16 protein-coding genes are annotated in these 15,454 nt (G+C 69.4%); 4 read left to right on the forward strand and 12 right to left on the reverse strand.

Annotated features, from left to right (window positions below; translation table 11 throughout):
• Window positions 1–64: 64 nt before the first annotated feature.
• The 3 genes from WME97_RS42020 to WME97_RS42030 all read right to left on the reverse strand — a co-directional run bounded on the left by WME97_RS42020 (window position 65) and on the right by WME97_RS42030 (window position 2,892).
• Window positions 65–484, reverse strand: coding sequence for a response regulator (locus WME97_RS42020; protein WP_437555595.1), 420 nt, complete (start codon window positions 482–484; stop codon window positions 65–67).
• Window positions 485–501: 17 nt separating this feature from the next.
• Window positions 502–2,082, reverse strand: a complete 1,581-nt coding sequence (locus tag WME97_RS42025) for an ATP-binding protein (RefSeq protein WP_437546279.1) — start codon at window positions 2,080–2,082, stop codon at window positions 502–504.
• 405 nt (window positions 2,083–2,487) lie between these two features.
• On the reverse strand, window positions 2,488–2,892 hold the full coding sequence (locus WME97_RS42030) for a winged helix-turn-helix transcriptional regulator (protein ID WP_437546281.1): 405 nt from the start codon (window positions 2,890–2,892) through the stop codon (window positions 2,488–2,490).
• Between the two features lie 142 nt (window positions 2,893–3,034).
• Between WME97_RS42030 and WME97_RS42035 the strand changes: the two genes are divergently transcribed.
• Window positions 3,035–4,165, forward strand: a complete 1,131-nt coding sequence (locus tag WME97_RS42035; protein ID WP_437546283.1) for an alkene reductase — start codon at window positions 3,035–3,037, stop codon at window positions 4,163–4,165.
• A gap of 191 nt (window positions 4,166–4,356) precedes the next feature.
• On the forward strand, window positions 4,357–7,305 hold the full coding sequence (locus WME97_RS42040) for a HEAT repeat domain-containing protein (protein WP_437546285.1): 2,949 nt from the start codon (window positions 4,357–4,359) through the stop codon (window positions 7,303–7,305).
• An 85-nt stretch (window positions 7,306–7,390) separates the two neighbouring features.
• On the opposite strand, the gene WME97_RS42045 is transcribed toward WME97_RS42040, so the two are convergent.
• The 3 genes from WME97_RS42045 to parA all read right to left on the reverse strand — a co-directional run bounded on the left by WME97_RS42045 (window position 7,391) and on the right by parA (window position 9,233).
• The gene (locus tag WME97_RS42045; protein ID WP_272102242.1) at window positions 7,391–7,813 is read right to left on the reverse strand and encodes a response regulator; all 423 of its coding nucleotides are present in this window, start codon (window positions 7,811–7,813) and stop codon (window positions 7,391–7,393) included.
• Between the two features lie 105 nt (window positions 7,814–7,918).
• Window positions 7,919–8,599, reverse strand: coding sequence for a hypothetical protein (locus WME97_RS42050; RefSeq protein WP_437546287.1), 681 nt, complete (start codon window positions 8,597–8,599; stop codon window positions 7,919–7,921).
• Window positions 8,550–9,233, reverse strand: a complete 684-nt coding sequence (gene parA / locus WME97_RS42055; RefSeq protein ID WP_437546289.1) for a ParA family partition ATPase — start codon at window positions 9,231–9,233, stop codon at window positions 8,550–8,552. The genes WME97_RS42050 and parA overlap by 50 nt, the downstream gene beginning before the upstream one ends.
• A 221-nt stretch (window positions 9,234–9,454) precedes the next feature.
• On the opposite strand from parA, the gene WME97_RS42060 reads away from it, so the two are divergent.
• Entirely contained in the window at window positions 9,455–10,594 is a 1,140-nt protein-coding gene (locus WME97_RS42060) for a DUF4419 domain-containing protein (RefSeq protein ID WP_437546291.1), read from the forward strand.
• Window positions 10,595–10,612: 18 nt separating this feature from the next.
• Here WME97_RS42060 and WME97_RS42065 read toward each other — a convergent pair whose 3' ends face one another.
• The 6 genes from WME97_RS42065 to WME97_RS42090 all read right to left on the reverse strand — a co-directional run bounded on the left by WME97_RS42065 (window position 10,613) and on the right by WME97_RS42090 (window position 13,926).
• Window positions 10,613–11,011, reverse strand: a complete 399-nt coding sequence (locus WME97_RS42065; protein WP_437546293.1) for a type II toxin-antitoxin system VapC family toxin — start codon at window positions 11,009–11,011, stop codon at window positions 10,613–10,615.
• A 452-nt stretch (window positions 11,012–11,463) separates the two neighbouring features.
• Entirely contained in the window at window positions 11,464–12,021 is a 558-nt protein-coding gene (locus tag WME97_RS42070) for a flavin reductase family protein (RefSeq protein ID WP_437546295.1), read from the reverse strand.
• A 22-nt stretch (window positions 12,022–12,043) separates the two neighbouring features.
• The gene (locus tag WME97_RS42075) at window positions 12,044–12,535 is read right to left on the reverse strand and encodes an N-acetyltransferase family protein (protein WP_437546297.1); all 492 of its coding nucleotides are present in this window, start codon (window positions 12,533–12,535) and stop codon (window positions 12,044–12,046) included.
• Between the two features lie 51 nt (window positions 12,536–12,586).
• Window positions 12,587–12,892 carry a MafI family immunity protein gene (locus WME97_RS42080; protein WP_437546299.1) on the reverse strand — a complete coding sequence of 102 codons (306 nt, stop codon included), beginning with the start codon at window positions 12,890–12,892 and terminating at the stop codon, window positions 12,587–12,589.
• A gap of 40 nt (window positions 12,893–12,932) precedes the next feature.
• Window positions 12,933–13,430: a GNAT family N-acetyltransferase gene (locus WME97_RS42085; protein ID WP_437546301.1), complete on the reverse strand. Its 498-nt coding sequence runs from the start codon at window positions 13,428–13,430 to the stop codon at window positions 12,933–12,935.
• A gap of 22 nt (window positions 13,431–13,452) precedes the next feature.
• On the reverse strand, window positions 13,453–13,926 hold the full coding sequence (locus WME97_RS42090; protein ID WP_437546303.1) for a macro domain-containing protein: 474 nt from the start codon (window positions 13,924–13,926) through the stop codon (window positions 13,453–13,455).
• A 278-nt stretch (window positions 13,927–14,204) separates the two neighbouring features.
• Here WME97_RS42090 and WME97_RS42095 point away from each other — a divergent pair, with 278 nt between their 5' ends.
• Window positions 14,205–15,443 carry a PAS domain S-box protein gene (locus tag WME97_RS42095; RefSeq protein WP_437555597.1) on the forward strand — a complete coding sequence of 413 codons (1,239 nt, stop codon included), beginning with the start codon at window positions 14,205–14,207 and terminating at the stop codon, window positions 15,441–15,443.
• Window positions 15,444–15,454 lie beyond the last annotated feature (11 nt).

Genomic DNA, 15,454 nt, shown 5'->3' on the forward strand with positions numbered 1-15,454 from the left:
TTCAGGTGTTCAGGCCTCGTCGACGCCGGGGAGCTCGGCGTCATGAAACCCTGGAGGACGGCCGTTACGACTTGCCGCGGCGCAACACTTCTGCGACCTGCCGCTGGAGACGAGCATGCTCGATATCGCGAGCGCGGCGCTCGAGCGCGCGTCGCATGCGAGAGCTTAGCTCATCGGAGCGGAAAGGTTTGGAGAGGTAGTCGGAGGCGCCGACGCGGAGGGCGCGCATCCCGGTCTCGACGGAGCCGAACGCGGTGATCGCGATGATCGCCAGCGACGGGTCCTGCTCCTTGGCCCGCGCGATCAGCTCGATGCCGTCCATCCCCGGCATGCGGATGTCGGTGATCAGCAGGTCGAAGTCCCCCGACGGCAGCAGATCGAGGCCCGACATCGCATCGGCCACGTGCGTCGCTTGGTAGCCGTGGTCCTTGGCGATGTCAACGACGAACCGGCCGAGATCATCGTCGTCTTCGACAACCAACACGCTCGGTGAGCTCTGACTCATGCTTTCTGCCCTTCCTCTCTACCCCCTCTACTCGACTCCGAGCTCGCCTCTGAGCTCGCTTCCACGCTCGCCGGTGAACCGGACGCGATCGCGGGTAGCGTGACACGGAAGCGCGCCCCGCCTGTCGACGAAGCGGCGGCCTCCACCGAGCCGCCGGCTTCCTCGACGATCCCGCGGACGATCGCGAGCCCGAGCCCGCTCCCGCCGCCGGCCGCCTTCGTCGTGAAGAACGGGTCGAAGATCTGCTGCAGATCCTCGGCAGGGATCCCCGGCCCCGCGTCGGCGACCTCGAAGCACACGATGGCAGAGCCCGCTGGACCTTCACATTCGGCCAGGATGCGCACCGCGAGCTCGCCGCCGCGGCACTGGGCCTCGACGGCGTTCAAGCACAGATTGAACACGACCTGAAACAGACGATCGGAGTCGAGGGCGACGCGCGCCCTCGCGGCGCCCTCGCGCACGACGCTCGGCTCGATGCCGCGCCTCCTGCACTCCGGGCCCAGGAAAGCGACCACATCGTCGATGACGCGCCGGAGATCGCTGTCCGCCCGCTGCGGTCTCGGCGGCCGAGCGAGGGAGACGAGGCGAGAGACGACGCGCGTGATCCGCTCGGATTGCCGCGCGATGGTCTCCAGCTCGGCGCGCAGGTGCTCCGGGCAGCCGGGCAGGTCGGCCGCGCGGCGCGCGCGGCCATGGATCACGTTCAGCGGCGATCCGATCTCGTGGCCGAGCGAGGTCGCCACCTGCCCCGCGGCGGCGAGCGCCTGCGCCTGCTGCAGCTTGCGCTCCCCGTTCACGCGCGCCGCCTCCTCCCGCACGGCGCGCTCCCGCGCCTCGCGGAGAGAGCAGGTCATCGTGTTGAAGGTGCTCGCCAGACGAGAGAGCTCCTCCGCGCCGCGCTCGGGCACGGCCGCGTCCAGATCGCCGCTCGCGACGCGCTCGGCCCCGGCGAGGATGGCCCGCGCCGGGAGCGCGACCGTGAAGCGCCCGACGAGCCCGGCGACGACCGCGCTGACCAGCAGCAGCACGAGGCCGGTCACCGCGAGGCCGTGATTCAACGTCCTCTCGAGCACCTCGACGTAGTGACGATCGCGCACCAGGACGGCGACCAGGGGCCGATTGGCGCTGCTCGGCCGGATGTAGACCGTGCGGAGCAGCACGGATTGCTCGGCCAGGCTGGCGGTCTCCTCGATGTCGCCGCCTTCAAGGAACGCCCGGCGCGCGAGCTGCTCGAGGCGCGCTGCTTCGCGCTCGACTCCCTTCGTGATGAAGATCGCCTCACCTTCCCTGGTGAACGCGGCGATGCCAAGGATGCGCTCGGCGCTCGCGAAGTCCTCTGCCCTCCGGCGGACGAGCGCGACGTCCTTGCGCTGGAGCGCGCTCTCGACGAACGCCTGAAGCAGGGTGGCGTAGTTGCGGAGCTCCGCCGTGGCCTCCTCCCGCAGGACCTGCTTGCGGTGCGCCGACGCGAAGATGCCATACAGCAGGATGGCCATCGCGATGGGGAGGACGAGAGACAACCAGAACTGGTGCGCGAGCCTCATCCCCCCCGGTCGGCGCTGGTGCTGCAGTACCATACGGCGATCCACCGCGACCCCCAGGGGACGCCCACGCGTTAACACCCCGCGTCATAGCGGGGTGCATTTTCCTACTTAGCGCAACCTTGGCGCGCACTTGGCGAGCTCATCCGCGTCGTTCGGCTCGCGCCGCGTACCGTCGTACGCCTCACTCGCCTGCCTAACGGCTGAGCTCGTATCCCACGAATCTGCACCCTATTTTGTCAGCCACCGAGATGCGAAGCCCTCGAATTACATCACCATTCCACCTGAGCGGCAAGCGCAACCTCGCGATCGACACGAGCGCTGATCTCGCTACCTCGCCACACGAGCGCTCGGCGTCAGGTATTGCCTGAGCGCTGCTCAGGACCGGGCGGACTCCTTCGTGACATCCGTCACGCGACCTGCGTGGACGCCACGTGAAGGCTACGTGGATGACGCCCGCGCGCGCTTCGCCGCCGGTGCGGCCCGCGCCGCCCGTGCGGCGCGCTTCGCCCCCCCGCCGCGCGCCGCGCTCACCGCGAGCCGCTCTCCCCACCGCGAGATCGCCTGCGCCACCTCGCCGAATCCCCGGCCGGCGTCGGTCAGCTCGTACTCCACGCGCACGGGGGGCCCCGGCAGGACGCGCCGCACCACGAGGCCCAGCGCCTCGAGCTCCTTCAGCCGGCTGGAGAGCATCCGATCGCTGATCGCGTCGAGCCGCTCGCCGATCTCGCCGAAGCGCAGCGCCCCCTCCTCGAGCGTCGCAATGATGAGCCCGTTCCAGGGCTTCGCCAGCACGTCCATCGCGACCTGAAACTTCTCGCAGAGGTGCTGGCACGCGTGCTTCATGTGTCGTCCCAGACACCAGAATGACCTATCCACTTCCAAAAGGGAAGTGACTTGACATCGTGCAGTGCAGATTCATGATGCCCGCCGAACGGATGCCACTTCCCTTTCGGAAGCTACATCTTCTTTGCAAGGAGCATCGATCGTGACCACCGCCAAAGACCTGCTCTTCAGCCCCTTCGCGCTCGGCCCCCTCTCGCTGCCGAACCGCGTCGTGATGGCGCCGCTGACGCGCTGCCGCGCGGGAGAGGGCAACGTGCCGACCGAGCTCAACGCGCGGTACTACGAGCAGCGCTCCTCTGCGGGCATCATCATCACCGAGGGGACGCAGGTCACCCCGGAGGGCGTGGGATATCTCCGCACACCCGGCATCCACACGGACGCGCAGGTCGCCGGGTGGCGGCTCGTGACGGACGCGATCCACCGGGCGGGGGGGCGCGGCTTCCTGCAGCTCTGGCACGTCGGGCGGGCGTCGCACCCCTCGTTCCAGCCGAACCGGCAGGCGCCCGTCTCGTCCTCGGCCGTCGCCATCCGCAACGGCCACGCGTACACGCCCGAGGGCCCGCAGCCGTACGCCGCCCCGCGCGCCCTGGAGACGGACGAGATCGCCGGCGTGGTCGCGCAGTTCGAGGACGGCGCGCGCCGGGCCAAGGCCGCCGGCTTCGATGGAGTCGAGATCCACGCGGCGAACGGCTACCTCATCGACCAGTTCCTCCGGAACGGCGTGAACCAGAGGACGGATCGGTACGGCGGCTCGGTCGAGAACCGGGCGCGGTTCCTGCTCGAGATCACCGAGGCCGTGACGGGGGTGTTCGGCGCCGACCGGGTCGGCGTGCGGGTCTCGCCGCTGGGCGAGTTCAACGACATGAGCGACTCCGATCCGAGGGCGATCTTCGGCCACGTCGCCGCCGAGCTCTCGGCGCGCAAGGTCGTCTACCTGCACGTCGTGGAGCCGCTCTCGGGGCAGGCGCTCGACGCCGCGGCGCGGGTGACGCCCCTCCTCCGCGATCGGTTCCGCGGCGCCCTCGTCGTGAACGGCGGCTACACGCTGGAGACCGCGGAGGAAGCGCTGCGGACCGGCGCGGCGGATCTCGTCTCCTTCGGCGCGCCCTTCCTGGCCAACCCCGATCTTCCGGAGCGCCTGTCGCGCCGCGAGCCGCTCAACGCGCCCGACGTCGCGACCTTCTACTCCGAGGGCCCGCGCGGCTACATCGACTACCCGCGCCTCGGCGAGGCCGCGGTGGGGCGCGCCGGCGCCGGAGCACAGCTGGCCTGACGGCCTGAGGGCCCGAGGGCCTGATCCCACGATCCGATGGCCCGATCCGGCGGAGGCGGGCGGAGGCAGCAAGAGCTCCCGCGCCGCCGCCCGTGATAGCCTTCCAGGCCGATGCCGGCCGCCCATCCGCTGCTCCCGAACGACGAGATCCCCACGGCGCCGCGCCCGGCGCGCTCGCCCGCGGAGGCGCCGTGAGCGCGGCCCCGGGCGACGTGAAGCGCATCGGGGCCGGCGAGCTCCGGGCGTTCATCCAGGACGCGGGAGAGCTCAAGAAGGGAACGCTGCTCTACGACGGCGGGCAGCTCCTGAACCTCGCGCGCTACGAGAACAAGCTGTTCTGCGACGCCAAGGGCTCGGGGGCCTCGCCTTACAAGGTGTCGCTCGTCTACAGCGACGCGCCGGCGCCCGCGTTCAAGGGGCGCTGCTCCTGCCCGGCGCGGACCTTCAACACCGCGTTCTGCAAGCACGCGGCGGCGCTGCTCGTTGCGTGGGCGCGCGCGCCCGAGTCGTTCGCCGTGAGCGAGGCGCCGCCGCCCGGCGCGCCGGGCGGCGACACCGCGCGCAAGAGCGTGAAGAAGGGCAGCGCGGACGCGCAGGCCATGATGAAGTCCGGCGTCGAGCAGGTCGGCACGCTCGTGCGCGAGCTCGGCGTGTCCGGCGTCGCGACGATCGGGGGCGACCGCATCGAGCAGATGGAGAAGCTCGCCGAGGCGCTCCGGGAGAACCGCCTCCGGCGCCTCTCGGCGCGCACGCTCGACCTCGCCGCGCTGCTCCGCGGGCAGGCCGCGGGGGGCCGGCAGGCCCGGGGCGCTCCCCGCGGCGCGCTGCCGGCGGTCGCCTACGCGAACGTGATGGCCGATCTCCTGCTCACCGCCCGCAAGCTCGAGAAGCACCTCGCGGGCGAGCCGCTCGACGACCGCCACGTCGAGGAGCTCGTCGGCAAGACGTGGAAGGCGTCCGACAGGAAGCCCGCCGGGGACCTCACGCTCGTCGAGTACGCCTTCTCGACGCGGACGACGAGCGACGATTTCGTCATCCGGGAGAGCCGCTTCATCGACCTCGAGTCGGGCCGCCACGTCAGCGAGAAGCAGATCCTCCCCGTGTTCCTGGCGAAGCGGACCGAGCCGAAGCGAAGCTTCGCCGGCGAGGTGCTCGCCGGGGCGCGGGCGACGACCTACCCGGGCTACCCGCCGCTCCGCGTCGACTTCAGCGATCTCGGCGACAAGCGCCCGCTCGACGCCGGCGCCCTCGAGGCCGTGCTCGCGCGGGCGCTGCCCGACGTCGGCGCGGCGCTCGCGGCGCTCCAGGAGCACCGCAAGGACGTCTTCGCGCCCGACCTCGTGCCCGTGGCGGTGCTCACCGACACGCTCTTCGCGCGCGGCGCGCGGCTCGCGGCGGTCGACGACAAGGGGGAGGCGCTCCACCTGCCCGATGACCCGGCGCTCGAGGAGCGGCTCGCCGGCTCGCTCCGCGACGCGCGGCTCCGCGCGCTGCTCGGGGACGTCGGCATCGACGCAGCGCTGCCCACGCTGTGGCCGCTCGCCGCCGTCGTCGAGGGGCCGCTCGGCCTGGAGCTGCGCCCTGTCTTGGACCAGGGCCTCGCCGCGCGGGGCGGGCCGCTCGAGGGCTCCGCGTGGAACGCCGCCGCCCGCGAGGCGGGCGCGTCGCCCGCGGCCATCGCGCTCGGCGAGGTCCGCGAGGAGCTCGCCGAGGCGCTCGTCACGGGCCTGACAGGGCTCAGCGCGCGCGCGACGGACCCGCTGGCCGCGCGGCTGCGCGACCTCCGCCTCGAGAAGCAGGCCGCGCTGCTCCAGGCGCTGCCGCAGCGGCCCGAGCCGGCCGATCGGCTCGACGACTTCATCAAGCTCTACCAGGTGCTCGAGATGGCGCTCGTCCGCCTGGCCGGCGCGACGCAGATCGACCGCGCCTCGACCGAGCGCGTGCCGACCTACGAGAGCGTCGCGGTGGCGCGGCCCGACGAGACGCTCTCCCCGGACGAGGTGGCGCGGCGGCGCGCGGCGGGCGCGATGAACCGCTACGTCGCCGCGGTCCACCACGCGCGCTACTACGCGTCGCTGCCGGCGAGCGAGCTCGTGGCGAGCATCTTCCCGATCTGGGCGGACGGCACCGCGACGCCGACCATCGCGAGGACGTTCGCGCCGCTCGGGGCCGAGGCGATCGCCGCCGCGGAGAAGGCGCTCACGGTGAAGGCGGGCCGCGTGGCGAAGCTGACGGCGGTGCGGGTGCTGCAGGCGGTCGTGCTGCACGGCGGCCCGGCCCGCGCCGAGGCCGCGGCGATGCTCGGCAAGGTCGCGGAGCACGCGAAGGACGCGGGCCTGCGGGCGCTCGCCCGCGACGCGCTCGACGTAATCGACGTCACGCATGCGGCGCCGTCGGGCGGGCCGGGGAACGACGCGGTGCGCGCCCGGCGCGCCGCGCGGCTCGGGCGCGTGCACGAGCTCGCGAAGACGCTGGGCGCCGCGCCGACCAAGGAGGAGCGGCTCGAGGCGCTGAAGGCGCTCTCCGAGCTGGGCGATCTCGCCGCGCTGCCGGCGTTCCGCCGCGCGTTCTACGCGGACGCCTCCCGCGACGTGCGCGAGGAGGCCGCCTACGCGCTCGCGCAGCTCGGCGACGTCGAGATGGTCGAGACCTTCGTGCGGATGCTGGCGAGCCGCGGCGTGGACGAGCGGGAGGCGAAGATCGCCGCGTACGCGCTCGGCTTCCTCGGCGACGTCCGCGGGCTGAGCGAGCTGCTCTCGGCCTACGCCGACGGATACAAGCCCGGCATCGTGGCGGACGCGATCCGCGCGTTCGGCCCCGTGGCGCTCACGCCGCTCGTGGACCTCATCGAGGCGCGGCCGGAGCTCGCGAAGCGCGCGGCGGCGCTCGACGCGCTGAAGAAGATGGACGACGCCGCGGTGGCGGCCTGCCTCGTCGAGCGGATCGAGGCGCGGCGCGGCGACGCCGATCTCGCCGACAAGGCGCCGCTCTACCTCAAGCTCGCGGACGTGCACGCGCACAGCCGGCGCGAGGTCGCGACGGCGCTCATCTCGGCGCTCTCGAGCGCCCCCGGCAAGGAGGCGCAGGCGGCCGTCAAGGCGGCGCAGAAGGCGCTCGGCGTCGTCAAGCGCAGCAAGTAGCGCGGTGTCTCCCGGAGAGCGTGAGCGCGCGCGCCGCGCGGGGCGCCCCTCGCCACGACGAGGATCGGAAAGCCGATGTGTTTCGCTACGGTAGCTCCACAAGTCTCCAGTACTTGTTGAGCGCCGCCATGAGCTCGACGAAGCTGAGGAACGTGACCGGCTTGAGGAGATAGCCGGCCACGTTGAGGTTGTAGGCTCCCACCTTGTCGCGGTCGTCGTTCGATGTGGTCAACACGACCACCGACGTGGCCCCGAGCTCTGGATCGGCCCGCAGCTCGCGCAGGAACTCGATCCCGTTCATCTTGGGCATGTTCAGGTCGAGCAGGATGAGCCGTCGTTCGACCGGGACGACACCGCTGCGCAGCATCTCGAGGGCCTCGACGCCGTTCCCGGCGACCCAGAGGGGATTCGAGATGTTGTTCCGCTTGAACGCCCGGCGGACATTCATCACGTCGACGTCGTCGTCTTCGACGAGGAGGATGTTCAAGAGTTTTTCTTCGACGTCCATTGTCTCCTAGGTTCTCATTGGCGAGATGGACGTGAACGTCAACTCCCTGCGAGGCGGCCGCGCCAGTCAGGTGCGATAGGGGCGGCGTCGATGCGCGCTGGTCGGTCAGCTCGCCCGGGGCCGCTGACGCCAGAGCGTCATCAGCACCCGTCCGACCTGGACCACGCGACCGACCCGCCCTTTCGGCCCGGTGTCCGCAGGACGGAACGGTTCGGTGCGGTAGCTCGCGCTCGGGGGCGGCGCCTCGCGCGGGGCGGCGGCCTCAGCCGGGGCCGCGGAGACGGACGCCGGCCCGAGGCGCTTGTCGAGGTGGACCTCGACCGCCTCGCCGACCAGGTTGCTCATGTCGCGGTCGTTTTCGATGCAATGGAGCAGCAGCCGATCCGCGAGCGGATCGGGCAGGTAGACGGTGACCGCGCGCCGGGAGCGGCCGTCGTTCCCGAGGAGCACCGGCGGGCCGGCGTGCGGCTCCGAGGTGGTGGCGAGCGCCTGGGGCCCGGCGGCGGCCTGGGGCGCGGCGGCAGCGCTGGCTGCCTGCGGCGCCGTCGCCGCGAGCGGCTCTGCGCCTGGCCGCGCCTCCGGTGCTCGCTCCTGCGGCGCTTCCTGCGCTCGCTCCTGCCGCGCCTCGACGGGCTTCTCGCCGTCGTGCGCGCGCTGATGGGCGGCGGGCTTCGACCTCACGACGTCGTCTGCCGCTTTGCCGCCTTCGCCGCCCGCGACGAACGCGTCGGCCTTCTCAGGCGACGGCGGCTTTCGTAGCGAGACCGCGACTTGCTTTTTGGCCATGGTGAAGCTTCTCCAGTTCTTCGAGAAGGTGGGTGATCTCTCTGGCCGCGGCGTCCCGCGGTGCGTAGCCCGTCACCCCTTGCCCGCAGGCGAGGGACTCCTGGTAGGCGATGCGATAGCCGAGCTCCGTGGAGAGCACCGGCAAGCCCGACGTCTCGAGCACCGCGCGCGCCGATTTGCCGAGCGCCGTGCGGCCTTGCTTGCGCGTGATGAGGATGCAGCCCTTGAGCGCGCTCCGCAGCGCGGAGGCCTCGCGGAACACCTCGAGCGCGGCGGTGAGGGCCCACGCGTCCGCGGCCGTGGGGCCGCAGGGATAGACGGCGATGTCGGCGACCATCAGCGCCGACCGCGCGATCTCGCCGTGGCGTGGAGGGCAGTCGATGACGGTGAGGTCGTACGCGGCGGCGACTTCCGGCAGCTGTCCCGGCTTGTGCATCGAGGCGCCCATGGCCATGACGGTCGGCGTATCGTGCCCCGCCTCGGCGGCCACGTCGCCCCACGTGCGGACGGTCCCCTGGGGATCGGCGTCGACGAGCAGCACACGCCGGCCGCTCGCCAGCGCGGCCACGGCGAGGCTCACCGCCGTGGTGCTCTTGCCGATCCCACCTTTCTGTCCGGTGAGCGCGATGATCATGATAGACCCCCCTAGCAGAACCTTCGCCGGGCGGTCCACTTTCTTGCGAGCGCGGACAGGGCTTCTACCGAGCCGTCCTGAGGGGAATTCCCGACGGGTACGTTGATTTCTCGGTGCTGTCGACGGGTTGGCCGGCACATCGCAGGAGGTTGTTCAGCTCTCTATCCGGCGGGAGCGTCTCGACGTGGAGGTGTCGTCGATGGGCAGGGTAGGATGCATCGATGTCAATCACCTTCGCCGTGTCCGAGGTCGATCGGCCGCAGCAGCTCATGCAGGTGCTCGATCGCGCCAAGGCCATCCCGAGCCTGCTCGGCGGGGGTGAGCGCGCCGCACCGGAGCAGCGGCGAATGCCCTGGGGCAAGCCGCGACCTCCCGTGGTGCGCGTCGAGGCGTTCTCGTCGAGCGACGCGCCGCTGGTCTCCGCGACCGACGCCAACGCGCTCGCGCAGGCGGCGCACGATGCATTTTACCTTCACCATCCGCTGGTTCTGTCGCCGGATGCCGTGTGGCTCTGCCTTGCGCAGGGGTTCGCCCACCATGTCGCGCTGAACGCCGAAGCGCTGCGCGGGCGGTTCGTCCGTCATCAGGGGAAGAAGAAGCTCGTCGTCGACCGGCCCGATTTCTTCCTGGGCCAGCCCAATCCATGGCCCGAGGCGTTCACGGCATTCTCGGACCAGATCGCCGCGCATATCGGCCGCCTGCGCGACCTGATCGTGGCCGACTTCTCGACGACCGGCGCCCTGGAGCGCGCCGCCTCGGAGGTCGTCCTCATGGACGCGTTCCAGCCTTACTTCGAGTACGAGATGATGGCTGGTTGCGGCATCCCCTCGGTCACGCTGCTGGGCAGCGTCGACGACTGGAAGAGCGTTCGCCGGCGCGCCGCGATGCTGTCCGAATTCGGCCTGGAGGCCTGGACCGACGCGCTCCTCCCGGTGCTCGACGAGGTCGTACGCGCCGCCGAGGGGCACGTCGCCCCAGGCTTCTGGCGCTCGTTCTTCCGCTACCAGAGCGGCTCCGGGCCGAGCGAGCTGACCGGCTGGATCCTCGTCCTCTTTCCGTACCTCAAGACGTTCGATCGGAACGGCGAGCGCCTCGAGCCAAACCCGTATCTTGGCCGATGGGAGCAGGCGCTGCGCGCCGCGGAGAAGCGCACGGACTGGAAATTCGAGCGTGAGGGACCGGACCTTCTGCAGATCCCGAGCTCGATCTCCAGCGCCCCCGTCAGGTTCGTCGATGTGCGCGACGGCACGGAGCACCCGTTGCGCTTCGTCGCAGGCCTCTTCGGCGTCACGCAGGAGGCCGCGACCGGCGCGCTCGCACCCGAGTTCGGCTGGGCGATCGTCCACGACGACGGCTGCTGATCGAGCGGAGGTTTCATTTCAGACCCAGTTATCCATGCGTAGCCCGTGCACGCGGCTGAAATGTTTCGTGTTGTTCGTCACCAAGGTCACGTCGAGCACGAGCGCATGCGCCGCTATCAGCGCATCGAAGCTACCGATCGGCGTACCTTGACGGACGAGCGCCGAAGCAACCGCTCCGAACCGAGCAGCTACTCCCTCATCGACAGGGACAACCGTCACGGCAGCCGCAAAGGCGTCGATGAGACCATGCAGCTTCCTGGAGCGACGATGATCAGCGCCATATCGTAGCTCCGCGAGCGTGATCGCACTCATACAGATCTCCGACGGTTTGTGCTCGAGCAACCGCGTGGGAACGCCACCGAATCCGCGGAGAGCGAAGCTCACGATGTCCGTGTCGAGCATGTAGAGGAGCGTCATTCGAACGGATCCTCTATCCCCGTGACGGGCTCCTGTGCCGGCCGCTCGATCTCATCCGACCAGGCCCCAAGGCAGGCACGAAAGCTCGAAGGCCACTCGTCGATCGGCTCCAGGATCACGCGGCGTCCCTCACGCCGTACGAGCACCTCGCCATCGGGGAACCGGCAATCTTTGGGAAGCCTAACAGCCTGACTTCCACCGTTCTGGAATATTTTTGCCCTACTCGCGCTCATGGCATGAACAGTATATACATTTGTATATACTTCGTCAAGTATGCGTCTGACCCGGCACGACGCGAGCAGGCTATTGCCTGCACCGAGCTTCCTCCTTGTGCCTTCTTCCTGGCACCGTCCCGGCGCCGCAACCAGCACCGCGCGCGCTCGGCGGAGAGTCCGCCCCGGTCGACACGGACACGCTCCGGCCTGCCGTCCTCGTCTACAGCGCCGGGCGCGCTACAGGTTCTCCGGTTTGAAGAGCCTCCGATAGCTCACATTGCGACCAGACACCATGAACACGCCGTCGCCGCGGTAGTGGACGGTCGTCGGATAGCGCGGCGACGTCGCGACGTGCGCCTTCACCACCTCGAAGACGAACAGGCTGAGGCGCTTGACGGCGCTCGTGTCCACCAGCTTGCACTCGAAGCTCGCATAACACTCGGCGATGAGGGGCGCGCCGACCTTCGTCGCCTCGACGGCGGTGAGCCCGAACTGCTCGAACTTGTCGACCTCGGATCCGTGGCTGTTCCCTATCCCGATGACGGCGCGCACGAGATCGACCGTGGGCACGTTGATCACGCACTCCTTGCTGCGCCGCACCATCTCATGGCTATCGTTCTGGTCCCAGAGGAAGCACCCCACGAGGGACGGCTCCTGCATCATGACCATGTGCCAGCCCATCGTCATGATGTTCCGCCGGCCCTTGTGCGCAGAGCTCACAAGCACCACAGGACCCGGCTCCAGGAAGCGCCTGACGTTCGCGACCGGAAAATCAGCCTTCTTGTAGGTCTTCATGCGATCACCCGTGCTGGCGAGATCAGAGCTTGCGGTACATCCACACGCTGGGGATCTCGATGTCGAACCCCGCCTTCCGGTACGCGCGTCGCGCCGGAGCGTGGCTCGGATCGCCGCCGGTTCCGACGGTGGCGACCCTCATCCCGGCCTGCTTCAGGCGCGCCGCCGCGAAGTCATACATCGCCGTGCCGATCCCCTTCCCGGCCTGCGCGGGGTCGACGGCATTGAGGCCGATCTCGCCGACGAGCGTCTCCGGAGCGAGCCGAAGCGCCACGAAGCCGACGACCTCATCGCCGGATTGCGCGACGTACAGCTCCCAGCCCGAATCGGCCGCCATGAGCGACGTCAGCAGCCCCTCCTGCGCCTCGTCGTCTCGCCGCTGCGCCAGCTCGTAGAGCTCGTCGCCGAGGATCGAGCGGAACGACGCGAACACGGGCGCGAAGGCCGCGCGCCGGATGTCCTGAAGGCGAGCCGCGTCCTCGGGATGGGCACGGCGGAAATGGAGCTCAGTCAATTGGCTTTCCTCCTGTACGGCGCCATGCACGAGCATGGCGCTTGTAAAGCTTCATGCGGACTCACCCTCACGAGAATTCCCCGATCTGAGCGACGCGAAATATCCACGGAGCCACTTCATCCTCGAGCTTTCAGCCCATCCCATTGCGGCCATGACGTGCTCGATGGCGTCGAATTGCGCTTGGTCCACAGGGAGATCGAGGTCGCCGATCCAGTCGATGACGTGCTCCATGGCGAGCCCCCACTCCCCGTACCGGTGAACCCAGTCGTGCGCATCGCGGAAGCGCTCTGGGGGGAGCACGTCCTTGAAGGACTCGAGCGCGACAGCGCACAAGGCTTGGATCTCTTGCTTCGTCACAAGTCGACGATTTCGACAAATAGCCATCTCTCGCAGCGCCTTATGGGGCACACAGGCGCAGCTCTGCCAGTCTGGTCGCGACCACCACCATGTACACCAAGGAGGTGACGCTTGGATCATCTTCCGGGTACTGGCTTTCCACGAAGCCCAGCCTCCGGTACAGCCGCATTGCAGGCGTGTTGTCCGCAACGACGAACAAGGAGCATTCGCCGACACCCAGCTCCTGAACACCGAGCTCGACCAGGCCGCCGACGAGCCACCGGCCCAGCCCCGCACCCCGGTGCTCGGGCGATATAACGAGCCGTCCGAGATGACAGCGACCGGCCCTCAGGTAATACTGGCCAAAACCGAGGAGCTGGTCATCAGCTCCGAGCAGCACATAGGAGGGCAGCACACCGCTCCGCGTGTCCTCCAGGAAGGTGCTGTCCGTGAACGGGAATCTGAACTGCGGACCACCCCAGATCTGGCAGCTTCGTCGATCGGGGAACCATTTCTCGATCGCCATGACATGACGATCTTCTGCACGTATGAGCTTCATCTGCCTGGCGTCGTCCCCCGCATCAGAGGTCGTAAACGTGCACGGATAGTCCGGCAGCACAGAGCGTTCTCTGGACAATCGACTCGACCTCTGGCCACTCCCCACCCGCCAGGCCGCAACCGATTCTTGGCATATGGATCGATGCGCTGACGCGCTGCGCGTGCTCGGCGAGCGTGGCGAGACATCGCTCAAGCGCATCATACCGGATCGGGGGAACGCCATGCTGCGAGCGCACGCCGTGCTGGGCGATCATGTTCGCGACCGAGAGATCGCCTTTCACGCTCACAATCTGTATTTCGCCAAGCTTGAATCCAGCGGCTTCACCCCTGGCATGCCAGGCGCGGTACTGCACCTCGGGTTCGGGCCACTTCTTCGAGAGCGCGACCACGAACCCACGCCCCCAGCCGCCGACGTCGTTGCAGACGTGGCAGATGATCCTCGCCCCCTCTCCGACGGGATCGGTCGCATCCCCCGTGCGGTAGTCGATCGGTCTCATCGTCGACGCAGCGCCTCCTCGTCCTGTTGAACGTAACCGTTCACGGATGAGCACGCCAGGCTGGGTTCGCGAGGAGGACGGATGGATGGACGTGGGGCGGCTCCTCGTCCCCGACCTCATCCGATGGAAAGGGGCCTTGCCTCGAATGGCTCGACCTCGCAGGGCGGCCCGACGAAGTTCATCTCACAAACTCGGCTTACCCCTCGTCCTCCCTGCCGGCCTCCCGTCGCTCGTCCTCGACACCGACCGGCGGCCCCGTTTACCTTGGACGAAAAATGATGAGCACAGTGACTGCTCCCGGTTCCCCGGGCCTCGCCGCGAGCTACATGAGGGCTGTCCGCAGCGCGCCTTTCGCGGTGATCGAGTGCGCCGGGGAGCTCGACGATCTCGTGGTCGCCGAGTGGAACGCCGGGGCAGAACGCATCTTTGGATATACCGCTGACGAAGCGGTGGGCCGCCGCCTCGCGGACACGATCGTGAGCGAGCCGGACGCCAGGACCTTCGGGCGTTCGCTCGGGCAGGAGAGCGCCCCGCACCGCTGCACCCATACCCGCAAGGACGGGCGCGCCGTCGTGTGCGAGTGGCGGGTTGCGCCCGTGCTCGACGACGGCGGCGAGCCGATTCGGCTGCTCTGCTTCGGCCAGGATGTCACGGAGCAGGTCGAGGCCGTCGAGAAATTCAAGGAGAGCGACATGATCCTCCGGGCCATCCTCGGCACCGTGGACACGGCCGTGACCCGGATGGATCGGGAGGGAGTCTGCACCTTCCACGAGGGCAAGACGCTCCCGTCTCTCGGCCTCAGGCCGGGCCAGTTCGTCGGAATGAACGTGTTCGACGAACCTCCCGCGCCGATGGACATGGAGCCGATGAGAAGGGCGGTCCGGGGCGAGTTCGTCCGCACCCGCGTCGAGGCGTACGGGATGGCCTGGGAGACGTGGATCATCCCGCTGACCGACGAGCGCGGGGAGCGCAACGGCGCGGTCAGCTTCACGCAAGACGCCACGGAGGCGAAGCTCCGGGAAGACGAGCTGAAGGCGCGGCTCGACCTCATCGAGCGCCAGCAACAGGTGATCCGCGATCTGTCGACGCCCATCATCGAGGTCTGGGACAGCGTGCTGACCCTCCCCATGGTGGGCGTCGTCGACAGCAGGAGGGCCGCCGACGTGATGGACGACCTCCTGGCCGCCATCGTGGACAAGCGGGCCCGCTTCGCGATCCTGGACCTCACCGGCGTCGAGGTCGTCGACACGCAGACAGCGAGTTATCTCATCGAGCTCATCCGCGCCATCCGGCTCCTGGGCGCCGAGGGGGTCATCACGGGCATCCGGCCCAACGTGGCGCAGACGATGGTCTCCCTCGGGCTCGATCTATCGGGCATCGCGACCGTCGGAAACCTCCGCGCGGGCCTGAAGCTCTGCATGCAGCGCGTGGCCGCGGGCGGCGCGGCGCCGAACGGCGCGCCGCCGCGCGCCCCCGGGGGCGCAGCGCCGAGGCTCCCGGGGAGCGGCGGGCGCTGAGGTCCAGGACA

This window comes from Sorangium sp. So ce367, from assembly GCF_051520455.1.
GTDB classification, from domain to species: domain Bacteria; phylum Myxococcota_A; class Polyangia; order Polyangiales; family Polyangiaceae; genus Sorangium; species Sorangium cellulosum_B.